The organism is Streptomyces sp. NPDC054863 (genome assembly GCF_053610825.1).
This window is the reverse complement of record NZ_JBSGZD010000011.1, coordinates 40,932-67,363: the sequence shown is the minus strand read 5'-3', so window position 1 is coordinate 67,363 and position 26,432 is coordinate 40,932. Positions and strand designations below refer to the sequence as shown.

The following is a 26,432-nucleotide window of genomic DNA, read 5'->3' as shown; positions in this document are numbered from 1 at the left end:
CCCCGGGGGTGGTGTCCGGGGCGACCGCACCCGCGGCGTCACGGCCGGTCGGCCGCGACGGTGGCGCTGAGCCGGATGTCTCCGGAGGAGGCTCCGACCAGGACGGGGCGCCGGCCGCCGGCGAGCTTCCAGGCGTCGGCCGTCGTGTCCCAGTACTGGAGGGCGCGCTCGGCCACGTGGATGCGCACGCGGCGGGACTCCCCGGCTGCGAGGTGCACCTTCTGGTAGCCGGCCAGGGCCTTCTCCGCCTGGTCGAGCCGGAGTTTCGGGCTGGGGCCGAGGTAGACCTGGACCACGTCGCTGCCCGCCCTGGCGCCGGTGTTGCGCACCGTCACGTCGACGTCGAAGCCGTCCGCGGTGCGCTTGACGGCCTGGTTCTCGTACGCGAAGGACGTGTAGGACAGGCCGAAGCCGAACGGGAAGAGCGGCTTGACGTCCTTCTGGTCGTACCACCGGTATCCGGTGTGGATGCCCTCGGACTGCCGCACGACGCCGTCGACGCCGGGGTAGCGCTCGGGGTCCCCCGCGACCGGGGTGGCCTGCTCGGAGGTGGGGAAGGTCTGGGAGAGCCGGCCGCCCGGTTCGGCGTCGCCGAACAGGATGTCGGCGGTCGCCTCCGCGCCGGCCTGCCCGGGGTACCACATGTCGAGGACCGCCCGGGTGCTGTCGAGCCAGGGCATGGTGACGGACGAACCCGTGTTCAGGACGACGACCGTACGGGGGTTCACCGCCGCGACGGCCTTGATCAGCTCGTCCTGGCGGCCGGGCAGGGACAGGGAGGCCCGGTCGCTGCCCTCGGCCCCGTCGTCGTAGGCGAAGACCACCGCGGTCGAGGCCCCGCGTGCGGTGGCGACGGCCCGGTCGATCTCCGCCTGTGCCATGGCCGGGGTCACCCAGCGCAGGTCGAGGGTCATCGGCTGGTCGACGACCGCTCCGGCGGTGATCTTGACGGTGTGCGTGCCCGCGGTCAGCTTCAGCGGAACGCTGGTGAGCTTGCCGAAGACCTCGCCGATGCTGATGGGTTCGCCGCCGTCGATCTGGACGGCGCCGTTGCCGCCGGTGACGCGGGCCGCGATGCGGTAGAGGCCGGCCTTGTCCACGGTGAGCCTGCCGTCGTAGACGACGCCGTTCTCGGCGGGGTCGAGGACCTTGCCCCCGGTGAAGGCCGGTTCCAGCGCGGACGCCGGGATGCTCTCGCCGTCGACGTCCTCGCCCTCGGCGTACGAGAGCTGCGCGCCGGCGCCCAGCTTCTTGGCGAGGGCGTCCAGCGGCGCGGTGGCCGCGTCGGGAATCACGTAGGAGCTGCCCAGGCCCGTCACCTTGGGGGTCTTGGCCGTCGGGCCGATCACCGCGAGGCGGTCGGTGGCGGCGGCGTCGAGCGGCAGCGTCCGGTCCTGGTTGCGCAGCAGCACCGCGCCGGACTCGGCCACTTCCTCGGCGACCTTCGTGCCGCCCGCGACGTCGCGGGCGGGCCGCGGCGGCTGCTTCTCGTCCAGGAGGCCGAAGCGGCCCATCTGTCCGACGATCCGGCTCACCGCCCGGTCGAGGGCGGCCACCGGAACGGTTCCGTCCGTGACGGCCTTCTTGAGCGTGTCGCCGAAGTACTTGCCGCCGGGGACCTCGCCGCCCGGCGGGATGGCGACGCCCACGTCGATGCCCAGCTCCTGGTCGAGGCCCTTGGTGAGGGCGTCCGTGCTCTGCGTGGCCATCCAGTCGGAGGTGACCCAGCCCCGGAATCCCAGCTGCTCCCTGAGGATGTCGTTCAGCAGGTTCCCGTTGCCGCAGGCCGGTTCGCCGTTGACCTTGGGGTAGGCGCACATCACCGAGGCGGAGCCCGCCTTCACGGCGGCCTCGAAGCCCGGGAGTTCGATTTCCTGGAGGGTGCGCTCGTCCACCTTGACGTCCACACCCATGCGGTTGTTCTCCTGGGTGTTGGCGGCGTAGTGCTTGACCGTCGCCATCAGGCCCTGGCTCTGGATGCCCTTGATCTCCCCGGCGGCCGTGCGTCCGGTGAGGAGCGGGTCCTCGCTGAACGTCTCGAAGTTCCGCCCGGCCTGCGGCACCCGGATGTTGTTCACCATCGGGGCGAAGAGCACGTCCTGGCCGAACGCGCGGCCCTCACGGCCGAGCACCTGGCCGTACTTCTCGGCGAGGGACGCGTCGAAGGAGGAGGCGAGGCCGACCGGGGCGGGCAGTGCCACCGAAGGCCGGTGGATCGTCACGCCCGCGGGTCCGTCGGTGGCGCGCATCTTCGGAATGCCGAGGCGGGGCACGCCGGGCAGGAAGATCTTGGCCGTCGGGTCCGTCGTGTCGTAGTCCCAGTGCACGAACGAGAGCTTCTCGTCCAGCGTCATCTGCGCGACGAGACGGTCGGCGCGGCTCTCCTCGCGGTTCGGGGCTGCGGGGGCCGCGCCCAGATTGACGAGCGCGAGAACCGTAATGAATACAGAGGGCACCCATATTCGTCGTTTCATTTTCCTCTTCCCCGCATTCCCCGCATGTGGTGTCTCCCTATATCCGCGGCGACCCTAACAAGATCACCAAATCGCCGACAAGTGCGTTCCACTCGAACTCCAGTTGTTCACAAGGGAGTTGAGAGATTGCGGCGGTCGTCGCCATTTCCGCCGAATTCCCGGGATTTCACTGGCTCCTGTGCCCGGGCTTTCGTCAGGGCTTGCGGCGGTGGGCGGCGGTCATCCTCTCCAGCACGCCGACGACCTCCGTCGGCGCCGGTTCGGCGAGGATCGCCTCGCGCACGCGCGCCGCGCCCTCGCGGAGCGCCGGGTCCTCCAGGACGCGCAGGACGCTTTCGCGGAACCGGGCGGCCGTCAGCTCCTCCAGCGGCACCGACACGGCCATGCCGGCCTCCTCGGACAGCCGGGCCCGCTCCGCCGTGTCCCAGCCGACCGGCAGCACGACCTGCGGCACCCCGTGGATCGCCGCGGTGTGCCAGGTGCCGGGTCCGCCGTGGTGGGCGACCGCGTCGCAGGTGGGCAGCAGGGCGTGCATCGGCACGAAGCCGACCGTGCGGACGTTGTCGGGAACGTGCGGGACGGCTTCCAGCTGGTGCTCGTCGAACGTGGCGACGAACTCGGCGTCGATGTCGGCGACGGCCTCCAGGATCTCCTCGGTGGTGATCACCTCCACCCCGTTGTCGCGGCCCGAGACGCCCAGCGTGAGGCAGACCCGGCGCCTGGTGGGCGGCTCGTGCAGCCAGTCCGGTACGACGGCGGGGCCGTTGTAGTCGACGTAGCGCATGCCCACGGTGGACAGGCCCAGGTCGAGGCGCATGCCCGGCGGCACGGGGTCGATGCTCCACTGGCCGCGCGCCAGCTCCTCGGCGAAGCCCGGCTCCGGCTTCACCCCGTGGCGCTCCAGGGTCCACCCGGCCCACTCCGCGAAGGGATCCTCGCGGTGCTCCGGCTCCTGTCTCTCCCGCAGGTCCAGGAAGGCGCGGCGGGCCTTCGTGGTGATGTCGGGGCCCCAGAGCAGCCGGGCGTGGGCCGCTCCCGTCACCTTGGCCGCGATCGGGGCCGCGAAGGTCAGCGGTTCCCAGATCAGCAGGTCCGGCTTCCAGGACCGGCAGAAGTCGACCATTCCGTCGATCAGCGAGTCGGGGGTCATCAGCGCGAAGAGGTTGGGGGTGAGGGCGGTCTGCATGCCCAGCAGGTCCTCCCAGGTCGCACTCGCCAGGGCCTCGTCGGCGAAGTCCAGCGACCGCACGTACTTGATCATGTCCTCACCGACCGCGCTCATGTGCGTGGCGAGGTCGGTGTCCTCGCCCACGGGCACCGCCGTCAGGCCGGCGGCGGTGGTGATCTCGGTCAGTCCCGGCGTCCCGACGACCCGGACCTCGTGGCCGGCCGCCCGGCAGGCCCAGGCGAGCGGGACCAGGGGGTAGAAGTGGGTCTTGCTCGACATGGCGGAGAAGACGATGCGCATCGTGAGTCCTTAGATCTCGACCGGGCATCGGCTGATGCCCCGCAGTACGGGCGAACGGCGGCGGTGGACGACGGGGCCCGCCTGCCCCGTGCCGGGCAGCACGCCGGCGAGGGCGTGCAGGGCCGCGACGGCGTGCCCGGCGGCGAACTCCGCCACGCCGCCGTCCTGGTCGCCGCGGCCCACCGTCAGGGCCGGCGGCCCGTCCGTGCGGTCCACGTCGAAGCGGTCGGGTGCGGCGAACGCCTCCGGGTCCGAGTTGGCCGCGGCGACGGCCACCACCACCTCGTCGCCCTCGGCGAGTTCGGCGCCGTCGAGGGTCTGCGCGACGGTGGCGCGGCGGCTCTCCAGGTGGACGGGGGGCGCGGTGCGCAGGGTCTCCGCCACGATCCGCTCCGCGAGGTCCGGGTCGTCGGCGAGGCGGGCGGCCAGGCCCGGGGTGCGCAGGACGGCGAGCACCGCGTGGCACACCGTGTTGGCCGCCGCCTCGCAGGCGGCTGCCGCCAGGACGCCGTCGGGGCCCGCCTGTTCGCGCAGGGCCGCCAGCGCGGCCAGGGTCTCCTCGGTCGCGGCGAGCGACTGCGGGGTCAGCCGGGCGTCCGCCGCCGTGCCTGCCGTACGCAGCAGGGCGGCGACGCGGTGCGCGTCCTCGCCCTTCGCCCCCAATCGGGCGCTCGCGCCGCGGAGCGGCACCTCGCGGGCGAGGTCCGCGGCCAGATCGAAGCGGGTGCCCTTCTCCGGCAGCGACTCCCGGTACGCGTCGGCCAGTTCCGCCACGTCCGCGGGCGCCGTGCCCGCGGCGATGGGCACGTCCCAGAACGGCCGGGCCCAGTCCTCGGCCGTCTCCGCCGTGCCCGGGGCGAACCCGGCGCCGTCCAGCACCCGCGCGGCGGCGGCGTACCCGGTCACCACCCAGGCGCCGGTGCGGCTGCGGAAGGGGCCTGCGCAGGCGGTGCGTATCTCCTCGTACCAGCGGGCGGGTTCGTCGTCCTGCCCGCACAGCAGCCGTGCGTACGGGTCGCCGTTCACGCCGAAGGCCCAGTACCAGCCCTGTGCCATCTGGAGCCGGCTGCCGAGCCGGCTGCGGTCCGGGATTCTTGTGCCGGCCGGGGTGCCGGCCGTGGTCCTCGTGCCAACTGTGGTTCTCATGCCAGGTTTCCTGTCCATGTGTGGATGCGGTCGGCGACGGCTTCTGCGTGCTCCCGCACCATCGAGAAGTGGTTGCCCGGCACGTCCGCGCAGTCGTGCGGGAACGGCCAGGTGGACTGCCAGGACTGGCCGTCGGGCCACTGGCCCAGCGGCTCCCCGGCCCGGACGAGCAGGGTCGGTACGGCCAGCTCCCGCGGCTGCCACGCGCGGGTGAACCGGTGGTAGGCGCCCAGGGCGGTGAGCCGGGTGTCGTCCATCCGCACCCCGTCGCGGCCGATCATCGTGTCGGTGAGTTCGCTGAGCCAGTCCTGCACCGCCTGCTGCTGTCCCGGCGGGTAGACGTCGAGCAGGACGATGCCGTGCGGCGGGCGGCCCCGGTCGGTGAGTTCGGCCCCCAGGGCGTACGCCATCAGGGCGCCCGCGGAGTGTCCGACGAGCACGAACGGGCCGTCCGCGGCCTTGAGTACGGCGTCCGCCTGGACGCCGAGGGCCGCGGCCAGCGAAGCGGGCAGCTGTTCGCCCGGTTCGTAGCCCGGCTGCGGCAGTGCGGACACCGGCAGCCGGCCCCTGAGGGCGGCGGCGATGCGGAGGAATTCGTGCGGCCCGGACACCGGCGCCGTACCCGCGCAGCCGATGAGGCGGACCTCCCCCGGTCCTTCCGCCAGGTCCACGAGCGCGACCGGGTCCCTCAGGTCCTGTGCGCTCTCGAAGTGGTCCCGGTGGTCGGACAGTTCGCCGAGCAGCTCCAGGTAGGAGTCGAAGCGCCCCTGCTGCACGGAGCTGCGGTACAGGGCGCGGAGCATGCCGCCGTCGGGGGCGGCCGGGGCGTGCGGTGCGTCGGCCACGAGCAGGCGCCGCAGGTGGGCCGCGACGTCGGCGACGGAGGGGTGGTCGAACACCAGGGTGGTGGGCAGGGACAGGCCGGTGGCCTCCTGCAGCAGGTTGCGCAGCCCCACCGCCGTCAGGGAGTCGAAACCCAGCTCCGTGAAGGGCTGGTGCACCCCCACGGCGTCCGGGTCCTGGTGTCCGAGCAGCGCCGCCACCTGCGCGCGGACCCAGTCGGCGAGCGTCGCCCCGGCCTCCTCGTCGGAGAGTCCCGACAGCTTCTCCCGCCAGGTGGGGCCGTGTCCCGGCCCGTCCTGGGCGGTCGCGGCGGGCTCCTGCCGGGCGGGGTCGGGCAGGTCCTCGATGAGGGGGCGCGGGCGGGCGGCGGTGAAGCCGACGGCGAACCGGTTCCAGTCGACGTCGGCGATCGAGACGCAGACGTCCCGCTGGTCCAGGGCCTGTTGGAGGGCGCGCAGCGCCTTGTCGGGGGCCATCGGGCGCAGTCCGCGCCGGATCAGTCCCGGCAGGTCGGCGTCGGCCATGCCGCCGTCCGCCCAGGCTCCCCAGGCGATGCTCGTCGCGGCCTGCCCCCGCGCCCGGCGCCGGTGCGCCAGCGCGTCGAGGTAGGCGTTGCCCGCGGCGTAGGCACCGAGCAGGCCGCTTCCCCAGACACCCGCGTTGGAGGAGAAGAGCACGAACGTCTCCGCGTCGGGGCAGAGTGCGTCGAGGAGCGCGGCGCCGACCGTCTTCGCCCGGGTCACGCGCGCCAGTTCGTCCGGGCCGAGGTCGGCCACGGCCCGTCCGTCGGGGACGCCCGCCAGGTGCATGACGGTACGGATCCGCTCGCCCTGCCCGGCCAGTCGGCCGACCAGTTCCGTCAGCCGGCCGCGGTCGGTGACGTCGCAGGCCTCGAAGGTCACCCGGGCGCCCAGGGCGGTCAGTTCGGCCGCCAGGGCGGCGTCCCGCGGCGTCCGTCCCGCCGACCTGGCGACCAGCACCAGGTGCTCCGCCCCCGAGCGGGCGAGGTGGCGGGCGACGTGGCCGCCGAGGATGCCGGTACCGCCCGTGACCAGGGCCGTGCCGGCCGGCTGCCACGGGGTCGCGGCCTGCCGGTGCGGGGCCTTGACGAGGCGTCGGGCGTGGCAGCCGGTCCCGCGCAGCGCGAGCTGGTCCTCGTCGCCCGCGCCCGTCAGGCAGGCGGTGAAGAGGTCCGGCAGTACGAAGGGCTCCGGACGTACGAAGGGCCCGGTGGACTCCGCGAGCTCCACGGACTCCGCGAGCTCCACGGACTCCGCGTGCTCCACGGACTCCGCGTGCTCCACGGACTCCGCGGACGCTCCGAAGTCCGCGGGCAGGTCGAGCAGGCCGCCCCAGCGCTCGGGGGCCTCCAGGCCCATCACGCGTCCGATGCCCCAGACCATGGCCTGCGCCGGGTCGGCGGCCTCGTCCTCGCCGACCGCCACGGCCCCGCTCGTCACCAGCCACAGCGGCGCGTCGATGTCCGCGTCGCCGAGCGCCTGGTGGAGGAGGAGCCCGGCGGTGACGGCCCGCAGCTCGCCTTCCGGGGCGTCCGTCCGCGTGTCCAGGGCCAGGAGGGAGATCACCGCGGTGACGGCGGCGTCCGGGGCGTACTCCCGCAGCTCCTTCAGCTCCTTCAGCTCCTTCGCGAGGCCCTCGCGGCCCGCCGCGACGGCGTCCGTCGTGAGCCGGAGCACGGTGGCGCCGGCTTCCTCGACGGCACGGACCACGGCGTCCTCCCGGGGTCCCGTGCCGGAACCGATCACCAGGAAGTTCCCGGACAGCGGGCCATCGGTCAGGGTGACGGGCCGCCATGCGATGCGGTGGCGCCAGTCGCCCACCCGGTCGGGGACCTCGGGTGTCAGCCAGTAACGCCGGTGCTCGAAGGGGTAGTTGGGCAGGTGCGCGAGCGGCAGGTCCCCGAAGGCTGCCCGCCAGTCGACGGGTACGCCCGCCACGTGGGCGCGGGCGAGCTCGCGGACGAAGTGTCCTTCGCCTTCGTCCCGGTGCAGGCTGCCCAGGACCACTACCTCGGCCGCGGCCCGCTCGGCGGTCTCCTGGACACCGGCCGTGAGCACGGGGTGCGGGCTCACTTCGACGAAGGTGTCGTAACCGTCCGCGAGGGCGGCGCCGACCGCTTCGTCGAAGCGGACCTGGGAGCGGAGGTTGTCGTACCAGTACGCGGCGTCCATGGCGGTGGTGTCGCAGCGTGCGCCGTGCAGCGTGGAGTAGAGCGGTGTCGTGGACGGCCGCGGGGTGACGTCCACGAGGTCGGTGAGGACGCGCTCGCGGACCTGCTCCATGTGGGGCGAGTGCGAGGCGTAGTCGACGGGGACGCGCCGGGTCCGGATTCCGTCGGCGGCGCAGCGCTCCTCGAACGCGGACAGCGCTGCCAGGTCACCGGCCACCACGACCGACACCGGGGAGTTGACCGCGGCGACGCTGATGCGCTCCGCCGGGTCGGCGACGAGTTCCCGTACGCGCTCCACGGGCAGCGATACGTGCGTCATGGAGCCGTCGCCGGTGAGGCCGGCCAGCGCGCGGGCCCGCAGGGCCACCACCCGCGCCGCGTCCTCCAACGACAGAACCCCCGCGACGTACGCCGCCGCGATCTCGCCCTGGGAGTGTCCGACCACGGCGTCCGGCTCGACACCGCACGCCCGCCACAAACGCGCCAGCGACACCATCACCGCGAACAGGACCGGCTGCACCACCTCCACCCGCTCCAGCGACGGAGCACCCTCCACACCACGGACCACGTCCACGACGGAGAAGCCCGCCACGCCCGCGAGCGCCGCATCACACTCCGCCAACGCCTCGGCGAACACCGGGACTTCGAGCAGCCCCCGCCCCATCCCGACCCACTGCGAACCCTGACCCGGGAACACCCACACCACCCGACGACCCCCACCGCCCACACCGGTGAGGAGGCCGGGAGCCGGCAGTCCTTCCTCGAACCGCCGCAGAAGGTCCCGGGCCGTCCCGTGGTCCTCGGCGAGGACGACGACCCGCTGCCTGTGGTGGGTGCGTCCGGTGGCAAGGGTGCGGGCGACCTCCGGCAGCCGACTGTCCTGACGGGTCGTCAGGTGGGCTGCCAGGCGGCTGGATTGGGCGGTCAGAGCACTCTCCGTACGTGCGGACAGCACCAGCGGCACGACACCCGCGGCCTCCAGCACACCCACCGAGGCCGTCTCCGGGCGGACCACCGTCGCAGGCGGCTCCTCGACGATCACGTGCGCGTTCGTCCCACTCACCCCGAACGCCGACACCCCCGCACGACGCGGACGACCATCCACCTGCGGCCACTCGCGCGCCTCACGCAGCACCTCCACCGCACCCGACGACCAGTCCACGTGCGACGACGGCTCCTGCGCATGCAACGTCGCCGGAACCGCACCGTGCCGCAACGACTGCACCATCTTGATCACACCGGCCACCCCCGCAGCCGCCTGCGCATGACCGATGTTCGACTTCAACGACCCCAACCACAACGGCAGTTCACCCTCACGCTCCTGCCCGTACGTCGCCAACAGCGCCTGCGCCTCGATCGGATCACCCAGCACCGTCCCCGTCCCGTGCCCCTCCACCACATCCACATCGGAGGGAGAAAGACCCGCATTCGCCAACGCACCACGGATCACCCGCTGCTGCGCCGGACCACTCGGCGCGGACAGACCATTACTGGCCCCGTCCTGATTCACCGCACTCCCCCGCACCACCGCCAGCACCTCATGCCCAAGCCGCCGCGCATCCGACAACCGCTCCAGCACGACCAGACCGACGCCCTCGGCGAAGCCGAAGCCGTCCGCCTGCTCGGAGTAGGCCTTGCAGCGTCCGTCGGCGGCGAGGGCGCCCTGTCGCGAGAACTCCTCGAACACCTCGGTCCCGGCCATCACCGAGACTCCGCCCGCGACCGCGAGCGTCGACTCGCCGTCCCGCAGCGAGCGGGCCGCCAGGTGCAGCGCCACCAGCGACGACGAACACGCCGTGTCCACCGTCAGCGCGGGCCCCTCCAGGCCCAGTACGTAGGACACCCGTCCCGAGGCGACGGCGGGTGAACCGCCGGTGAGGAGGTAGCCCTCGCTGTTCCCGGGGGCGTCGACGCCGTGGCCGTAGCCCTGGTAGGCGGAGCCCAGGAAGACGCCGGTGCTGCTGCCGCGCAGCGCGCGCGGGTCGATGCCGGAGTTCTCCAGCGCCTCCCAGGCGACCTCCAGGACCTGCCGCTGCTGCGGGTCCATCGCCAGCGCCTCGCGCGGCGAAATCCCGAAGAACGCCGGATCGAAGTCGCCCGCGCCGTCGAGGAAGGACCCGTGGCGGGGGCCGGCCGTGCCGTCGGCCGCGGTGTCGCTCAGGCGGTCGAGGTCCCAGCCCCGGTCGGCGGGGAGCTCCGAGACGGCGTCGCCGCCCTCGGTGATGAACTCCCACAGCCCCTCCGGGGATTCGACACCGCCGGGGAACCGGCAGGCCATGCCCACGATCACGACCGGATCGTCCCCGGCCCCTTCCCTGTCCCCGGCGCTGCCGACGACGGACCGCGGGTCCGGTGCTCCGGCGGAGGGCTGCTCGGAGCCGAAGAGCCGGTCGAGCAGGTAGTCGGCGAGAGCGGTGACGCTGGGCCGGTCGAAGACGAGGGTGGACGCCTCGGGCAGTCCGGTCGCCGCGGTGATCCTGTTGCGCAGCTGCACCGCGGTCATGGAGTCGAAGCCGAGGTCCCGGAAGGCGCGCTCCTGGTCGACGGCCCCGGCGTCCGGGTGTCCGAGCACCGCGGCGGCCTCGGCCCGTACCAGGCGCAGCAGGTGGTCCCTGCGCTCGCGGGCCGACAGCGGCAGCAGCTTCCCGTACAGCGGGGAACGGCCGCCCTGCTGCGATTCCTGCTCCGCCGCTCCGGACTCCGGTGCTCCGGAGGACGGCGCGGCGGGTGCGAGCTCGTCGAACAGCGGGCGGTGCCGTGCGGCGCCCATGAGGTCGAGGAACGCGGGCCTGTCGAGATCGGCGACGCAGACGCAGGCCTCGTCGCGGTCCAGGCAGGTGTCGAGTTCGGCGAGGGCCTGCTCGGGCGGCATCGGCCGTACGCCCTGGCTGCGCAGGAAGTCCTGGCCCGCGTCGCCGGCCATGCCGGGGCCGTCCCACAGGCCCCATGCGACGGACAGCGCGGACCGCCCGCGGTGCCGGCGTCGTTGTGCGAAGCCGTCCAGGAAGGCGTTGGCCGCCGCGTAGGCGCCCGCCCGGGTCGCGCCCCACACCCCGGCGTTCGAGGAGAACAGTACGAAGGTGTCCGCGTCGGGGCAGAGTGCGTCGAGGTGCACCGTCCCGGCGGTCTTGGCGGCGGTGACGTGCGCGAACTCCTCCTCGGTGATGCTCTCCAGCGGTGTGGACTGCGGTACGCCCGCGGTGTGGAAGACGGCGTCGACACTGCGGCCCGCCTCCCGCTCGGCGGCGAGCAGCGCGGCCAGGGCGTCCCGGTCCGTGACGTCGCAGGCGGCGAGGGTCACCCCGGTGCCCGACTCGCGCAGTTCGGCGGCCAGTTCGGCGGCGCCGGGGGCTTCGGGGCCGCTGCGGCTGGTGAGGACGAGGTGCGTGGCACCCGCGCGCGCCAGGCGGCGTGCGACGTGGGCGCCGATACCGCCGGTGCCGCCGGTCACCAGGACCGTGCCGCGCGGCGGCCGGCCGGGTGCGTCGGCGGGGGTGCTGCTGTCGGCGGGTGCGTCGGCCGGGGCGAGTACGAGCCGGGGGACCCTGGGCCCGGTCGCGCGGAGCGCCACCTGGTCCTCGTCCCGTGGCCGGGCGAGGACCGCCGTCAACTGGACGCCGAGGGCCTCGTCCGGCTCGGGCAGGTCGATCGAACCGCCCCAGCGCGTGGGGTGTTCCAGGCCGACGACCCGGCCGAGGCCGCACACCGCCGTCTGGGCGGGGTCCGGCTCGCCGTCCTCGTCCGTGACGGCCACGGCGCGCCGGGTCAGCACCCACAGCGGTGCCTCGACTCCGGCATCGCCCAGCGCCTGGACCAGGTGCAGGGTCCGCCACGCGGGCAGGTGCGGGGCGTTGGAGTCGGCGTCGGGGTTGGAGTCGGCATCGGCGTCGGCGGATGCGTCGGCGTCGGCGTCGGCGGATGTGGATGCCTCGGTGGCCAGGGCGAGCAGCGAGATCACCGCCGTCGGCTGTTCCCCGGCGGTGGCGGCGGTGTTCAGGGCGGCTGCCGTCGCGGCGCGGTCGAGGCCGCCGCAGTCGACGGCGGCGACCGTGGCGCCGGCGCGTTCGACGGCTTCGCGGACCATGTCCCGCCAGGCGTCCGGTACATGACGGTCCGTCATCAGCAGGACGCGGCCGGTGAGGGGGGCCGCGTCCCACGCGGCCTCCCGCCACTCCACCCGGTAGCGCCGGCCCCCGTCGGAGGGTGCGGCGCGACGGCCGGGCGCGGTGTGCCAGAACGGGGTGTGCCGGAAGGGGTAGCAGGGGAGTTCGGCCACGGCGGCGTCCGGCGTCACGGCCCGCCAGTCGACCCGTACGCCGCACACATGTGCCTCGGCGAGCGCCGTGAGGAACCGGTCGGGGCCGCCCGCGTCCCGTCGCAGGGTGCTCAGGACCACGGCGTCGGCTCCGGCCGCCTCCAGGGTCGCCTCGATGGCGGGGGCGAGGACCGGCTGCGGGCTCACTTCGAGGAAGGCGTCGAAGCCCGCCTCCGCCAGCGCTCTCGTCCCGGTCTCGAACCGCACCTGTTCGCGGAGGTTGCGGAACCAGTAGTCGCCGCCCATGACGGCGGTGTCGATCTCCTCGCCCGCCGTCGTGGAGTACAGGGGCACGGATGCCGTCCGGGCGACGACGCCGGACAGGGCCGCCGTCAGCTCCTCGCGCAGCGGTTCGACCATGGCCGAGTGGGAGGCGTAGTCCACGGGGATGTTCCGGGCCCGGACGCCGTCGGCCGCGCAGGCGTCGAGCAGCGTGTCCAGGTGCTCCCGGGGGCCGGCCACCACGACCGTGCCCGGGCCGTTCACGGAGGCGACCGACAGGGCGCCGCCGTAGGGGGCGAGCAGGGCTTCGGCCTGCTCCTCGGTGCGGGCCAGGGAGACCATGCCGCCGGTGCCGGAGAGGGAGCGCAGCGCCTTGGCGCGGACCGCGACGACTTTCGCGGCGTCCTGGAGCGAGAGGGCGCCGGCGACGCAGGCCGCCGCGATCTCGCCCTGGGAGTGCCCGATCACCGCGGCAGGCTCCACACCACAGGAACGCCACAGCGCCGCGAGCGACACCATCACCGCGAACAGGACCGGCTGCACCACGTCGACGCGCTCCAGCGGCGCGCCGTCGGCGATCACCTCGGTCAGCGACCAGTCGACGTAGGGGGCCAGCGCCTGCTCGCAGTCGTGCAGGGAGCGGGCGAAGACCGGCGAGGAGACCAGCAGTCCGGCGGCCATCGACTGCCACTGCGACCCCTGCCCGGGGAAGACCATCGCGACCTTCCGGCCCTGGCGGGCCGTGCCGGTGACCGCTCGGGGGTGCGGGTCCTGCCGGGCCACGGCGCGCAGGGCGGCCAGGGCTTGCGTACGGTCGCCGACGACCACGGCGCGGTGCTCGAACAGGGTGCGCCGGGTGGCGAGCGTGAAGGCGATGTCCGCCGGCGGGGCGGCGCCGGGCCGCTCCAGGTGGGCTGCGAGCCGCTCGGCCTGGGCCCGCAGGGCGCCCTGGGTCCGGCCGGACAGCAGCAGCGGGTACGGGTCGGCCTCCCGGCCGCCGGCCGAAGGCCGCAGGGCCACGCCGGGCACCGAAGCCGCGTCGGGCTGCGGGGCCTTTGCGGACTCCGGGGCCGTGCCGGGCACCGAAGCCGCGTCGGAATCCGGGGCGTCCGGCTCCGGGGCCGCAGCGGGCTCCGGGGCCTCCTCGACGAGGACGTGCGCGTTGGTGCCGCTGATGCCGAACGAGGAGACTCCGGCGCGCCGGATCCGGGTGCCGCGCGGCCACGGCCTGCTCTCGGCGAGCGGGACGACCGCGCCCGTGTCCCAGTCGATCCGCGACGAGGGGGCGTCGAGGTGCAGGAGGCGCGGCAGGTGGCCGTGCTGGAGGGCGAGCACCGTCTTGATCAGGCCCGCGGCGCCTGCGGCGGCCTGGGTGTGTCCGATGCTGGACTTGACCGAGGCGATCCACAGCGGGGCGTCCGCGGGGCGCCCGGCGCCGTAGGTCTCCAGCAGGGCGTGGGCCTCGACGGGGTCGCCGAGGGAGGTTCCGGTGCCGTGCGCCTCGACGTAGTCGACGTCGGCGGGGCCGAGCCCGGCGTCGTCGAGCGCCTGCCGGATCACCCGCTGCTGGGCAGGTCCGTTGGGGGCGGTGAGGCCGTTGCTGGCGCCGTCCTGGTTGACGGCCGAACCGCGCAGCACGGCCAGTACCCGGCGGCCTTCGCGCCGCGCCGTGGACAGGCGCTGCAGTACGAGCAGGCCGACGCCCTCGGCGAGGCCGAAGCCGTCGGCGGCCTCGGCGAAGGGCTTGCACCGGCCGTCCGCGGCCAGTCCGCCCTGGCTGTGGAACTCGGTGAACGCACCGGGGGTGCTCATGACGGTGACGCCGCCCGCGAGCGCGGTGGCGCACTCGCCCCGGCGCAGCGAGTGCATGGCCAGGTGGGTCGCGGTGAGCGAGGAGGAGCAGGCGGTGTCCACGGTCAGCGCGGGACCTTGGAGGCCGAGCGTGTACGCCACCCGGCCGGAGGCCACGCTGGAGGCCGTGCCCGTACCCAGGTAGCCGAGGACGTCCGCCGACGCCTCGTCGGGGCGCGGCCCGTAGTCGACGGCGCCGACTCCGGCGAAGACCCCGGTGGCGGTGCCGGCGAGCGTCGAGGGGTCGAAGCCGGCCCGCTCCAGCGCTTCCCAGGCGACCTCCAGGAGGAGCCGCTGCTGCGGGTCCATGGCCAGGGCCTCGCGCGGCGAGATGCCGAAGAAGTCCGCGTCGAAGCCGGTGGCGTCGTGCAGGAAGCCGCCGTTGCAGCCGTCGAGGGCCGCGGTGTCCCAGCCCCGGTCGGCGGGCGGGCCGCCGACGGCGTCGCCGTCCGCCTTCAGGAAGTCCCACAGGGCGGCGGGGCTGTCGATGCCGCCGGGGAACCGGCAGCCCATGCCGACGACCGCGATCGGCTCGTTCGCCCGGTACTCGTTCTCGCGCAGCCGTGCGCCGACGGCCTCCAGGTCCCCTGCCGTCCGCCGCAGATAGCGGCGCAGCTTGTCCTCCGTGCTCTCCTTGCCCGCCGCACTCGCCGTGTTGTCCGTGTTCGCCCGGTCCTCGCTCATCGTCCCTCGTTCTCCTTGCCGAACCGCTGATCGAGAAGTGCGAACAGTTCGTCGTCGTCGACGTCGTCGACGGCCGTGGGCGAGTCCCCGCCCCCGCCGCCCGTGGCGCTCCACCTGCCGAGCAGGGCCGTCAACCGCGCCTCGATCGCCCTGCGTTCACCGGCGGTGTCCCCGGTGGCGTCCCCTGCTGTGTCCCGCCAGCCGTCCAGCGCCGCTTCCAGCGCGTCGAGGTGCAGGGCGGCGACGGCGCCCGGGCGCCGCGGGTCCCGCCGCGGGTCCCCCTCCGGCGCTCCGGCGTCGGCGAACAGCTTGGTGTCCAGGTGGGCGGCGACCGCCTCGGGTGTCGGGTGGTCGAAGACGAGGGTGCTCGGCAGCCGCAGGCCCACCACGGCCGCCAGGCGGTTGCGCAGCTCGACCGAGGCCAGGGAGTCGAAGCCCAGCTCCTTGAAGTGCCGCCCGGGGCGCACCGATTCGGCCGTGTCGTATCCGGCGACGGCTGCGGCCTGGGCCCGTACGGTCTCCGTCAGGGCGGCGAGCCGGTCGGGGCGCGGCAGCGACACCAGCCGTGCGGCGAGCCCTTCCCCGCCCGCCCCGCCCGGCTGTTCGCGGGCGGCCCTGCGCAACGGCGTGTGCAGCAGCCCGCGCAGGACCTCGGGCCCTCCTTCGGGGCCCTGCGGCCTGGAGGTGTCCAGGCCCAGGGGGTACAGGGCCGCGTCGCCGCGCCGGATCGCGAGGTCGAACAGGGCCAGTGCCCGTGCGGTCGGCAGGGGGAGCATGCCCGCGCGGGCCATCCGCCGGGTGTCCCGTTCCTCCAGCGCGCCCGTCAGCCCGCTGGCCTCCTCCCACAGGCCCCAGCCGAGCGACGTCGCGGGCAGTCCGCGCGCCTGCCGGTACCGGGCCAGCGCGTCGAGGGCGGCGTTGGCCGCCGCGTAGGCGCCCTGGCCGGGACCGGCCAGTACGGAGGCGCCCGAGCCGAACAGGACGAAGAAGTTCAGCTCACTGCCCCCGGTGAGTTCGTGCAGGTGCCATGCGGCGTCGGCCTTCGGCCGCAGGACGTCGGCCAGCGCGTCCGGCCGTACGGAGGTGGCCAGGCCGTCGGCGAGGACCCCCGCGGTGTGCACGACGCCGGTCAGCGGGTGCCGGTCCGGGACGGCGTCGAGTACGGCCGCGAGCTCGGTGCGGCTGGAGACGTCGCAGGCGAGGGTGGTCACCCGCGCGCCCAGCGCGCCCAGTTCGGCCTCGAACTCCGCCGCTCCCGGGGCGGCGGGGCCCCGGCGGCCGAGCAGCAGCAGGTGGCGCACGCCGTGCTCGGTCACCAGGTGGCGGGCGACCAGCCGGGCCAGGGTGCCCGTGCCGCCGGTGACGAGCACGGTGCCGTCCGGGTCGAGCGGCGCCGGCTGGACGAGCACCAGCTTCCCTGTGTGCCGCCCCGTGCTCATGTGCTGGAGGGCGGCCGTGGCGCGCTGGAGCGGCCAGGCCGTCACCGGCAGGCGCCCGAGCGTCCCGTCGGCCACCAGGGCGGCGATCTCGGCCAGGATCGCGCCGAGCCGGTCGGGGCCCGCTTCGGCGAGGTCGAAGGGCAGATAGCGGCCGTGGAACCGTTCGGGTTCGCGGGGGTCGGTCTTGCCCATCTCGACGAACGCGCCGCCCTCGGCGAGGAGTTCGGCCGATTCGTCGAGCAGCGCACCGGTCAGCGAGTTGACCACGACGTCCATGCCCCGGCCGCCGCTGACGGGCCTGAACCGTTCGGCGAACCCGGCTTCCCTGGAGGAGGCGATGTGGTCGTCGTCGAGCCCGATGCCGCGCAGGACGTGCTGCTTGGCGGGGCCGGCGGTGGCGAAGACCTCCGCCCCGGCCAGCCGGGCCAGGCGGGCCGCGGCCAGGCCGACGCCGGTGGCGGCGGCGTGCACCAGGACCCGCTGGCCCGGCCGCAGACCGGCGAGGTCGTGCAGCGCGTAGTGGGCGGTGGTGAAGGCGATGGGCAGGGCGGCGGCCTCGGTGGTGCTCCACCCCTGCGGGACGGGGACGAGGAGCCGGTGGTCGGTGACCGCAACCGGCCCGAAGGCGCCCTCGAACAGGCCCATGACCCTGTCGCCCACCGCGAAGCCCGTGACGTCCGGGCCGGTGGCGGTGACGACCCCGGCGCCCTCGGTGCCCATGACGGCGGCGCCGGGGTACATGCCGAGGGCGACGAGGACGTCGCGGAAGTTCACGCCGGTGGCCCGGAGTTCGACCCGTACCTCGCCGGGTCCCGGCTGCCGTCCGGCGTCCGGCGCCGCCGTGAACGCGACGGCGTCCAGGGAGTCGCCGTGGGGCTCCAGCCGGGCGGGCGACCGGGGCGGCAGCAGGGCCGCGGTGGCGCGGGTGGACGACAGCCTCGGTACGAGCGCGAGGTCGCCGCGCAGCGCCAGCTGCGGGTGGTCGAGCAGGGCGGGGAACCTGGCGAGGTCGGTGGCGTCGCCGTCGGCGAGGTCGAGCAGGACGAAGTTCCCCGGCGACTCGGCCTGGGCGGAGCGGACCAGCCCCCAGACCGCGGCCTGCGCGGGGTCCGCCGCCGCGTCGGCGCCCGTGGTGCTCACGGCGTGCCGGGTGAGGAGGACCAGGCGGCCGGTCCGCTCCGGCGCGTCGAGCCACTCGCGGACGAGTCCCGCCGCGTGCAGCACGCTCTCGTGGACGGACCCGGTGGGGTCCGCCGCCCGCCACGGACGGCAGTGCACGTACACGGCGTCGGGTTCCGGCTCGCCCGCCGCCACCGCGGCGGCCAGTGCCGCCAGGTCCGGGTAGTCCTTGCCGGGGCCCGGCAGGCCGCCGACGGTCACGCCGTGCAGGGCCGTGCCGCCGCGCTCGGGGCCCGGCCGCCAGGACAGCTGGTAGAGGTCGTCGGCACCGGATTCCTCCGCGTCGCCGGGGAGCGGCGTGCCGTCGGCCGGGCGTACGGTCAGGGCGTTCACCCGGGCGACCGGCGCTCCCGCCGGATCGGTCACCGACAGGCTCATCGCGTCGCCGTCGGCGGGGGCCGCCGACACGCGGATGGTGGTGGCCCCGGACGCGTACAGCGTGGTCCCGGCCCAGGAGAAGGGGAGGAACGCCCCTTCCCGGCCCGCCAGGGCGCTCAGGCCGAGGGTCTGCGCCGCCGCGTCGAGCAGGACGGGGTGCAGCAGGTAGCCCTCGTCGCCGTTCTCGTCGGCGGCTCCGTCCGCCCCTGCGGATCCGGCCGCTCCCGCGGCCCCGTCCGCCCGTGCGGCTGCGGGGAGTTCGGCCTCGGCGAACACCTCTTCGCCGCGCTGCCAGGCGGCGCGCAGCGCCCGGAAGGCCGGACCGTAGGCGTAGCCCCGGTCGGCCAGGCGCGCGTAGGCGGCGTCCAGGTCGAGGGGCAGTGCGCCCGGCGGCGGCCAGGCCGACGGCGTGGCCTGCGGCGGCGTGGCCTCGCAGAGGAGACCGGTCGCGTGCCGGGTCCAGGGTGCGTCGGGGGTGTGCGGGTCGCGGGCGTGGACGTCCACCGTGCGGGTGCCGTGGGGTGCGGGGGCCCCGACCGTCACGCGCACGGCGGTCTCGGGACCGAGCACGAGCGGGGCCGAGAGCACCAGTTCGTCCAGGGCGGGCGTGCCCGCGTGCCGGCCGGCCGTCAGTGCCAGGTCGACCAGTGCGCTGCCGGGGTACAGGGTCTTCCCGCCGACGGCGTGGTCGGCCAGCCACGGCTGCTCGTCGCGCGCGATCCGCCCGGTCAGGACGTGTCCGCCGTCGGTCGTCCCCAGTGCCGTGGACAGCACGGGGTGGGCCACCGGGTCCATGCCCGCCGCTCCCGCGTCGCTGCGGGTGCGGCGCGGGCGCGGCCAGTAGCGGGTGTGCTCGAAGGGATAGGTCGGCAGGTGTGCCGTGCCGCCGGCTCCCAGGGCCGGCCCGAGGTCGACGGGCAGGCCGTCGGCGCGGGCCTCCAGCAGGTTGCGCAGGAAGGTGCGTGCCCCGGGGCGGTCGCGGCGCAGGGAGGCGAGGGTGACGACGCCTTCGCGGCCCGCGTCCTCGGCGCTCTGCTCGATGCCGGGGAGCAGCACCGGGTGCGGGCTCACCTCGATGAAGGTGTCGAAGCCCTGTTCCATCAGGTGCCGTACGGCCTCGTCGAGGCGGACCGTCCCGCGCAGATTGCGGTACCAGTACGCGGCGTCGAGCCCGGCGGTGTCCAGCGGGGCGCCGGTGACGGTCGAGCAGAAGGGCACGGCGGCGGACTGCGCCCCGACGGTGCCCAGTTCGTCGGCGAGCCGCCGTTCGACCTGTTCCACCTGCGGGGAGTGGGAGCCGTAGCCCACCGCGATGCGCCGCGGGGACATCCCCGCGGCCTGCGGCGAGAGGAGGAACTCCTCCAGGGCGGCGGCCTGGCCCGCGACGACGAGGGAACGCGGCCCGTTCACCGCGGCCACGCTCAGGCGGCCCTCCCACGGCGCCAGCGCCGCCTCCAGTGCGTCGGGCGTGGCCGTGACGGAGGCCATGCCGCCCTGCCCGTTCAGCTCGCACAGCACCTTGCTGCGCAGTGCCACGACCCGCGCCGCGGTGTCGAGGGTGAGGGCGCCCGCGACGCAGGCGGCGGCGATCTCGCCCTGCGAGTGGCCGACCACGGCGGCCGGTTCGACCCCGTGGGCCCGCCACAGCCGGGCCAGCGACACCATCACCGCGAACAGCAGGGGCTGGAGGACGTCGGGCCGCTCGAAGGCGTCCGGGGGCCCGTCGCCGCGCAGCGTGTCCTTCAGGTCCCAGTCGGTGTACGGGGCGAGCGCCCGCGCACAGTCCGCCATGGACGCGGCGAAGACCTCCGACCGGTCCAGCAGGTCGACGGCCATGCCGGTCCACTGCGAGCCCTGGCCGGGGAAGACGAAGACGGCCCTGCGGCCGGTCGCCGTGCGCGGCGCCACCACGTCGGCACCTGCCTCGCCCGCTGCCAGGGCGTCGAGTGCGGCGCACAGCGTCTCCCGGTCGTCGGCGAGGACCGCGGCCCTGATGTCGAAGCGGGTCCGGCCGGCCTCCAGCGTGCGCGCGGCGTCGGCGAGGGAGGTCTGCGGGGAGGTGCGCAGCAGTCCGGCCAGCGCCCGCGCCTGCGCGCCGACCGCGCCGTGCGTACGGGCGGACAGCGAAAGGGGCACGGCGCCCGCCCGGAGCCCGCTGCCCGCGGGAGCTTCGTCGGGGGCCGTGGGGGCTTCTTCCCGTACGAGGGGGGCAGGGGCCTCTTCCGGTACGAGGCCGCCGCGAGCTTCTTCCCGTACGGGACCGCCCGGGGCCTCTTCCCGTACGAGGGGGGCGGGGGCCTCTTCCAGTACGAGGTGGGCATTGGTCCCGCTGACGCCGAACGCCGAGACCCCTGCCCGGCGCACGCGCGGGCCGCGCGGCCAGTTCTCGTTCTCCCGCTGGACCCGGATCGTCCCGGTCCGCCAGTCGATCTCGGGGGAGAGTTCCTCCGCGTGCAGGCTGCGCGGGACGACGCCGTGGCGCATCGCGAGGACCGTCTTGATCACTCCGGCGACACCGGCGGCGGCCTGGGTGTGGCCGATGTTGGACTTCACCGAGCCCAGCGCGAGCGGCCGTTCGCGGTCCGCCCCGTAGGTGGCCAGCAGCGCACCGGCCTCGATCGGGTCGCCGAGCCTGGTGCCGGTGCCGTGCGCCTCCACCACGTCGATGTCGGCCGCCGACAGCCGGGCGTCGGCGAGCGCCTGCCGGATCACTTCTTCCTGGGCCGGGCCGTTCGGTGCGGCGAGCCCGTTGCTCGCGCCGTCCTGGTTGACCGCGCTGCCCCGCAGCACGGCGAGGACCGGGTGGCCCGCCGCCAGGGCAGCCGAGAGCGGTTCGAGGAGCAGCGCGCCCGCTCCCTCGGCGAGGCCGAAGCCGTCCGCCTGCGCCGAGAACGGCTTGGACCGCCCGTCGGCCGCCAGGCCGCGCTGCCTGCTGAAGTCCACGAACGTATAGGGGTCGGAGATCACGGTGACCCCGCCCGCCAGCGCCATGGAGCACTCGCCGCCCCGCAGCGCCCGCATCGCCAGGTGGATGCCCACCAGGGACGAGGAGCACGCCGTGTCCACCGTGATCGCCGGGCCCTGCCAGCCGAAGACGTAGGCGAGGCGCCCCGAGAGCACGCTGGCCGAGTTGCCGAGCCCCTGGTAGCCCTCGACCCGGGCGGCCTCGCTCTCCAGGAGCGGCATGTACGACTGGCCGTTGGAGCCGACGAAGACACCCACCCGACTGCCTCTGAGCAGGTCCGGGTCGATGCCGCCGTGTTCCACGGCCTCCCAGGCGGTCTCCAGCATCAGCCGCTGCTGCGGGTCCATCGCGAGGGCCTCGCGGGGTGTGATGCCGAAGAACTCCGCGTCGAAGCCCGCCGCGTCGGTGAGGAACCCGCCGCGGTCGGCGTAGCTGGTGCCGGGGTGGTCCGGGTCGGGGTGGCAGAGCGCCCGCAGGTCCCAGCCGCGGTCCTGGGGCAGCCCGCTCGTGAGGTCCTGGCCTTCGGCGACGGCCCGCCACAGCTGGTCGGGCGAGCCGATGCCGCCGGGGAAGCGGCAGCCCATGCCGATGACGGCGATCGGCTCCTGCGCGGTGCCCGGTGCGGCGGCGGCCACCACGGCGGTGCTCTCCGGGCGGGGGCCGGCGGCCAGCAGGGACCGCAGGTGGCGGGCGAGGCGGGTGATGGTCGGGTGGTCGAAGACCAGGGAGGCGGGCAGGCTCAGGCCGGTGTCCGCGGCGAGCCGCTTGCGCAACTGCACCGTGCCCAGCGAGTCCAGGCCCAGTTCGGTGAACGCCCGCCGTCCGTTGACGTCCTGCGCGCCGTCGTGCCCGAGCACCGCCGCGGTGGCCTCGCCGACCAGGGTGGCGAGGAGGTTCTCCTGTTCCGCCTGCGACAGGCCCGAGAGCCGGGCGGCGAGTGCGGTGGACGGGCCGCCGGCCGGCTCGGCGGGCGCCGCCGTGGGCTCCGCCGCCGGGCGCGCCTCGGCGATCTCGTCGAACAGCGCGGTCGGCCGCACCGCGCCGTAGCCCGCGGCGAAGGCGGGCCAGTCCACGTCGGACACCGCGACGGAGCTCTCGCCCGAGTCCAGTACGGACCGCAGGGCCGTCAGGGCGCGCCCGGCCGTCAGACCGCGCAGCCCGCGCCCCGCCACCGGCTGCGCGACGGCGCCGGGAGCGCCGGAGGCATCGGGCGTGCCGGAGGTGGCAGACGTGCCGGAGGTGGCAGACGTGCCGGAGGTGGCGGGCAGGCCGGAGGTGGCGGGCAGGGCCCACGGGCTCCAGGCCACGGCGGTGCTCGGGTGGCCCAGGTCCCGCCGGTGTGCGGCGAAGGCGTCGAGCCAGGCGCTTCCGGCCGCGTATCCGGCCATGCCCGCGCCGCCCCAGACACCGGCCACGGACGAGCAGTGGATCTCCTGCTCCACCGGCTGTCCTTCGAGGACCGCGGCGAGGGCCAGGGCCGGTCCTGTCTTGGCGTGCACGACAGCGGCGAACTCCTCCGGGTCCGTCTCCAGGACGGGCCCGAACTCCAGGCGGGTCGCGGCGTGCAGGACGGTGCGGACGGGGTACGGGGCGGCCTCGACGGCCGCCCTGAGGGAGTCCTCGTCCGTCGCGCAGCAGGTGACCGTCGTCGTGCCGGCGCGCAGCGTGCTCAGCAGGTCCTCGCCCGCCCCGCCCGCCAGGACGAGGTGGGCCGCGCCGCCGTCGGCCGCCCACCGGGCGAGCCGTTCGCCGATCGGGCTGTCCGCTCCCGTGACGAGCACGGTCCGGTCCGGGCGCAGGTCCGGCCCGGCGGCGGCGGCCGGCAGGTGCGCACGCACCAGCCGTCGCCCGTACAAGTCGTCGGCGCGCAGGGCGAGTTGGTCCTCCGCGGCGTGGGCGCCCGCCAGGATGCCGGGCACCCGGGCGAGCAGGAACGCGTCCGGGGCGCCCTGCGGCAGGTCCAGCACGCCGCCCCAGCGCCGCCCGAGCTCCAGCCCCGCGACCCGGCCCAGGCCGTGCACGGCGGACTGCGCGAACGACCCGGCGCGGCCGTCGCCGGACGTGGCATTGCCGTCGCCGGAGGTGGCATTGCCGTCGCCCGGCGTCCGGACGGCCCCCTGGGTGAGGCACCACAACGGCGCTTCGACGCCCGCGTCGCCGAGGGCCTGAAGGAGCGTCAGGGTGGCGACCGCACCGGCGGGCACGCCCGCCAGGCCGCGGTGGTCCGACCCGTCGGCCGCGAGCAGCGACACCACACCCCGCAGTCCGGTGGTTCCCGCCGTGGCGGCGGTGACGGCCGCGGCGGCCCCGGCCCGGTCCAGGCCGGGGGCCAGGACGCATTCCAGCGGCGTGGCGCCGCTCTCGCGCCACGCGCCCACCAGCGGCGCGGCCCAGGCGGGGGCGGCGGCCGGGGTGACGACCAGCCAGGTCCCCCGCGGGTCGGCCGGTTCCGTGGCGGGCAGCGGTTTCCACGCCACGCGGTACGTCACGTCACCTGCGGCGCGGACGGGTGCGGCGGCGGCCGTCCAGTAGTGCTTGCGCTGGAAGGGGTAGGTGGGCAGCGGGACGCGCCGCGCGCCGGGGAAGGCGCTCTGCCAGCGCACGTCGACGCCCGCGACGTGGGCGTGCGCCACGGAGGTGAGGAAGGACTCCGGGCCGGGGGCGGTGCGCCGCAGGGTGCCGAGGGACACGGCCTCGCCCGGCTCCAGGCCCCGCGCGTCGAGCGTCTCCTGCACCGTCGCGGCCAGCACGGGGTGCGGGCTGATCTCCAGGAAGGCGTCGTGGTGCGCGTCGGCGAGGAGCCCCACGACGTCGTGCAGGCGCACCGGCTCTCGCAGGTTGCGGTACCAGTAGCCGGCGTCCAGCTCCTCGCCCTCCACCGGGCGTCCCTTCACCGTCGACCAGAAGGGGATCCGCGCACGGGAGGGGCTCAAGTCCCCTGTCGCACGGGCGAGTTCCTCACGTACCTGCTCCATCTGCGCGGAGTGCGAGGCGTAGTCCACCTCGATGATCCTGGCCCGGACCCCCCGCTCGGTGCAGGCCGCCACGAAGGCCAGCACGGCCTGGGGGACACCGGAGACGACGACGGATGCGGGGCCGTTGACCGCGGCCACCTCGACGGCGTCCCCGTACGGCCCGAGCAGGTCCCGTACGGCGGCCTCGTCGAGCGCCACGGCCGCCATCGCGCCCTGTCCTGCCAGCGACCGCAGCAGGCGGCTGCGCAGGACCACGAGCCGGGCGGCGTCTTCGAGGGTGAGTATTCCGGCGACGTACGCCGCGGCGATCTCGCCCTGCGAGTGCCCGGCCACCGCCGCGGGTTCCACACCGTACGAGCGCCAGAGGGCGGCCAGCGACACCATCACCGCGAACAGCGCGGGCTGCACCACGTCGACGCGGTCGAGCCCGGGGGCGCCGGGCTCCTGGCGGAGCACCGCGGCCACCGACCAGTCCTGCCAGGGGGCCATCGCCTCGTCGCAGGCCCGGATCGACCCGGCGAAGACCGGGGACCACTCCAGCAGGTCGGCGCCCATGCCGGCCCACTGCGAGCCCTGGCCGGGGAAGAGGAACACGGCGGAGCGCGTGCCCGATTCGACGGTTCCCCCGACGCGCGCGCGGCCTGCCGCCACTTCGCCCATCCCCAGCAGGGCGGCTTCCCTGGATCCTGCCAGGACCACCGCGCGGTGCTCGTGCCTGGCCCTGGCCGTGGCCAGCGTGCGGCCGAGACCGGACAGCGGGACGCTCTCGTCGGCGACGACGGCGGACAGCCGTTCCGCCTGGGCGCGCAGGGCCTGTTCGGTCCGCGCGGAGACGACCAGCGGCACCGGGAACTGCTCGGCGCCCTGGGATTCCCGGGGCTGCCGGGGCGTTTCGGTGTCGTCGGTCTCCTGGGGCTCGGGGGCCTCTCCCAGGACGACGTGGGCGTTGGTGCCGCTGATGCCGAACGCCGACACGGCGGCGTACCTGGGCCGCTCGCCGCGCGGCCAGTCCTGCGCGTCGGCCAGCAGGGCGACCGCGCCCGACGACCAGTCGACGTGCGGCGAGGGCTCGTCCGCGTGCAGGGTCCTGGGCAGCCGCTCGTGCTGGAGGGCGAGCACCATCTTGAGGATGCCGACCGCGCCGGCGGCGCCCTGGGTGTGGCCGATGTTCGACTTCGCGGAGCCCAGCCACAACGGCCGTCCGGCGCCGCGGCGTTGGCCGTACGTGTCGAGCAGGGCGTGCGCCTCGATCGGGTCGCCGAGGGTGGTGCCGGTGCCGTGCGCCTCGACCGCGTCCACGTCGCCGGGTGCCAGGCCCGCGTTGGCCAGCGCCTGCTCGATGACCTTGCGCTGGGCCGCCCTGCTAGGTGCGGACAGGCCGTTGCTGGCACCGTCCTGGTTGATGCCGGTGCCCCGGACGACGGCGTGCACGGTGTGGCCGAGCCGCCGTGCGTCCGACAGGCGCTCCAGGAGGAGCACCGCGACACCCTCGCCGAAGCCGAAGCCGTCCGCCGTCGCGCCGAACGCCTTGGAGCGGCCGTCGGTCGCGAGGGCGCGCTGGCGCGCGAAGTCGATGAACACCTCGGGTCCCGCCATCACGGCGGCACCGCCCACGATCGCCGCTTCGCACTCGCCCCTGCGCAGCGACGCCACCGCGAGGTGCAGCGCCACGAGGGAGGAGGAGCAGGCGGTGTCCAGCGTGATGGCGGGCCCTTCGAGCCCGAGGGTGTAGGCGATCCGGCCGGACGCGACGGACGGCGCGACGCCCGTCACCGCGTAGCCCTCCGTGTCCTCGGCGGGGCCGCCCGTGTCGCCGTAGCCGTGCCGGGCGACGCCGAGGAACACGCCGGTCTGCGTGCCACGCAGGCCGTGCGGGTCGACCCCGGCGTTCTCGGCCAGTTCCCAGCAGGTCTCCAGCAGGAGGCGCTGCTGCGGGTCCATCGCGGCGGCCTCGCGCGGGGATATGCCGAAGAAGGCGGCGTCGAACTCCCCCGCACGCTCCAGGAACCCCCCCTTGCGCACGTACGTCGTGCCGGGGTGGTCGGGGTCGGGGTGGTAGAGGCCCGTCAGGTCCCAGCCCCGGTCGTCCGGGAAGGCGGACAGCCGTTCCTCGCCGGCCGCCAGGACGTCCCAGAAGGCCTGGGGGGTGTCGATCCCGCCGGGCAGCCGGCAGGCCGTGCCGACGATCGCGACCGGGTCGGACTCCAGCTCGTGGATGCGCCGGCGGGCCGCGCGCAGGTCCAGGGTCGCGCGGCGCAGATAGGAAGTGACCTTGTCGTTGTCCGTCATCGTGTTGCTGTCC

Annotated in this window: 4 protein-coding genes and 1 pseudogene; all 5 read right to left on the bottom strand. The window is 75.1% G+C overall.

Annotated features, from left to right (window positions below; genetic code table 11):
• Window positions 1-38: 38 nt before the first annotated feature.
• The 5 genes and pseudogenes from ACWGIG_RS04345 to ACWGIG_RS04325 all read right to left on the bottom strand — a co-directional run bounded on the left by ACWGIG_RS04345 (window position 39) and on the right by ACWGIG_RS04325 (window position 26,419).
• Window positions 39-2,474 carry a glycoside hydrolase family 3 C-terminal domain-containing protein gene (locus ACWGIG_RS04345; RefSeq protein ID WP_453319985.1) on the bottom strand — a complete coding sequence of 812 codons (2,436 nt, stop codon included), beginning with the start codon at window positions 2,472-2,474 and terminating at the stop codon, window positions 39-41.
• 193 nt (window positions 2,475-2,667) lie between these two features.
• A complete protein-coding gene (locus tag ACWGIG_RS04340) occupies window positions 2,668-3,942 on the bottom strand; it encodes an activator-dependent family glycosyltransferase (RefSeq protein ID WP_453319984.1) in 1,275 nt (424 codons plus the stop codon).
• Window positions 3,943-3,951: 9 nt separating this feature from the next.
• On the bottom strand, window positions 3,952-5,088 hold the full coding sequence (locus tag ACWGIG_RS04335; protein WP_453319983.1) for a cytochrome P450: 1,137 nt from the start codon (window positions 5,086-5,088) through the stop codon (window positions 3,952-3,954).
• Window positions 5,085-15,050: pseudogene (locus tag ACWGIG_RS04330) on the bottom strand (SDR family NAD(P)-dependent oxidoreductase); the annotation flags it as partial. The pseudogene ACWGIG_RS04330 and the gene ACWGIG_RS04335, both read right to left, overlap by 4 nt.
• A gap of 140 nt (window positions 15,051-15,190) precedes the next feature.
• Window positions 15,191-26,419, bottom strand: coding sequence for an SDR family NAD(P)-dependent oxidoreductase (locus tag ACWGIG_RS04325; protein WP_453319982.1), 11,229 nt, complete (start codon window positions 26,417-26,419; stop codon window positions 15,191-15,193).
• Window positions 26,420-26,432: the final 13 nt, after the last annotated feature.

What these genes read in the sequence shown, in the direction of transcription:
- ACWGIG_RS04345 (WP_453319985.1), bottom strand. Translation starts at nt 2,474, where the DNA reads ATGAAACGACGAATATGGGTGCCCTCTGTATTCATTACGGTTCTCGCG.
- ACWGIG_RS04340 (WP_453319984.1), bottom strand. Translation starts at nt 3,942, where the DNA reads ATGCGCATCGTCTTCTCCGCCATGTCGAGCAAGACCCACTTCTACCCC.
- ACWGIG_RS04335 (WP_453319983.1), bottom strand. Translation starts at nt 5,088, where the DNA reads ATGAGAACCACAGTTGGCACGAGGACCACGGCCGGCACCCCGGCCGGC.
- ACWGIG_RS04325 (WP_453319982.1), bottom strand. Translation starts at nt 26,419, where the DNA reads ATGACGGACAACGACAAGGTCACTTCCTATCTGCGCCGCGCGACCCTG.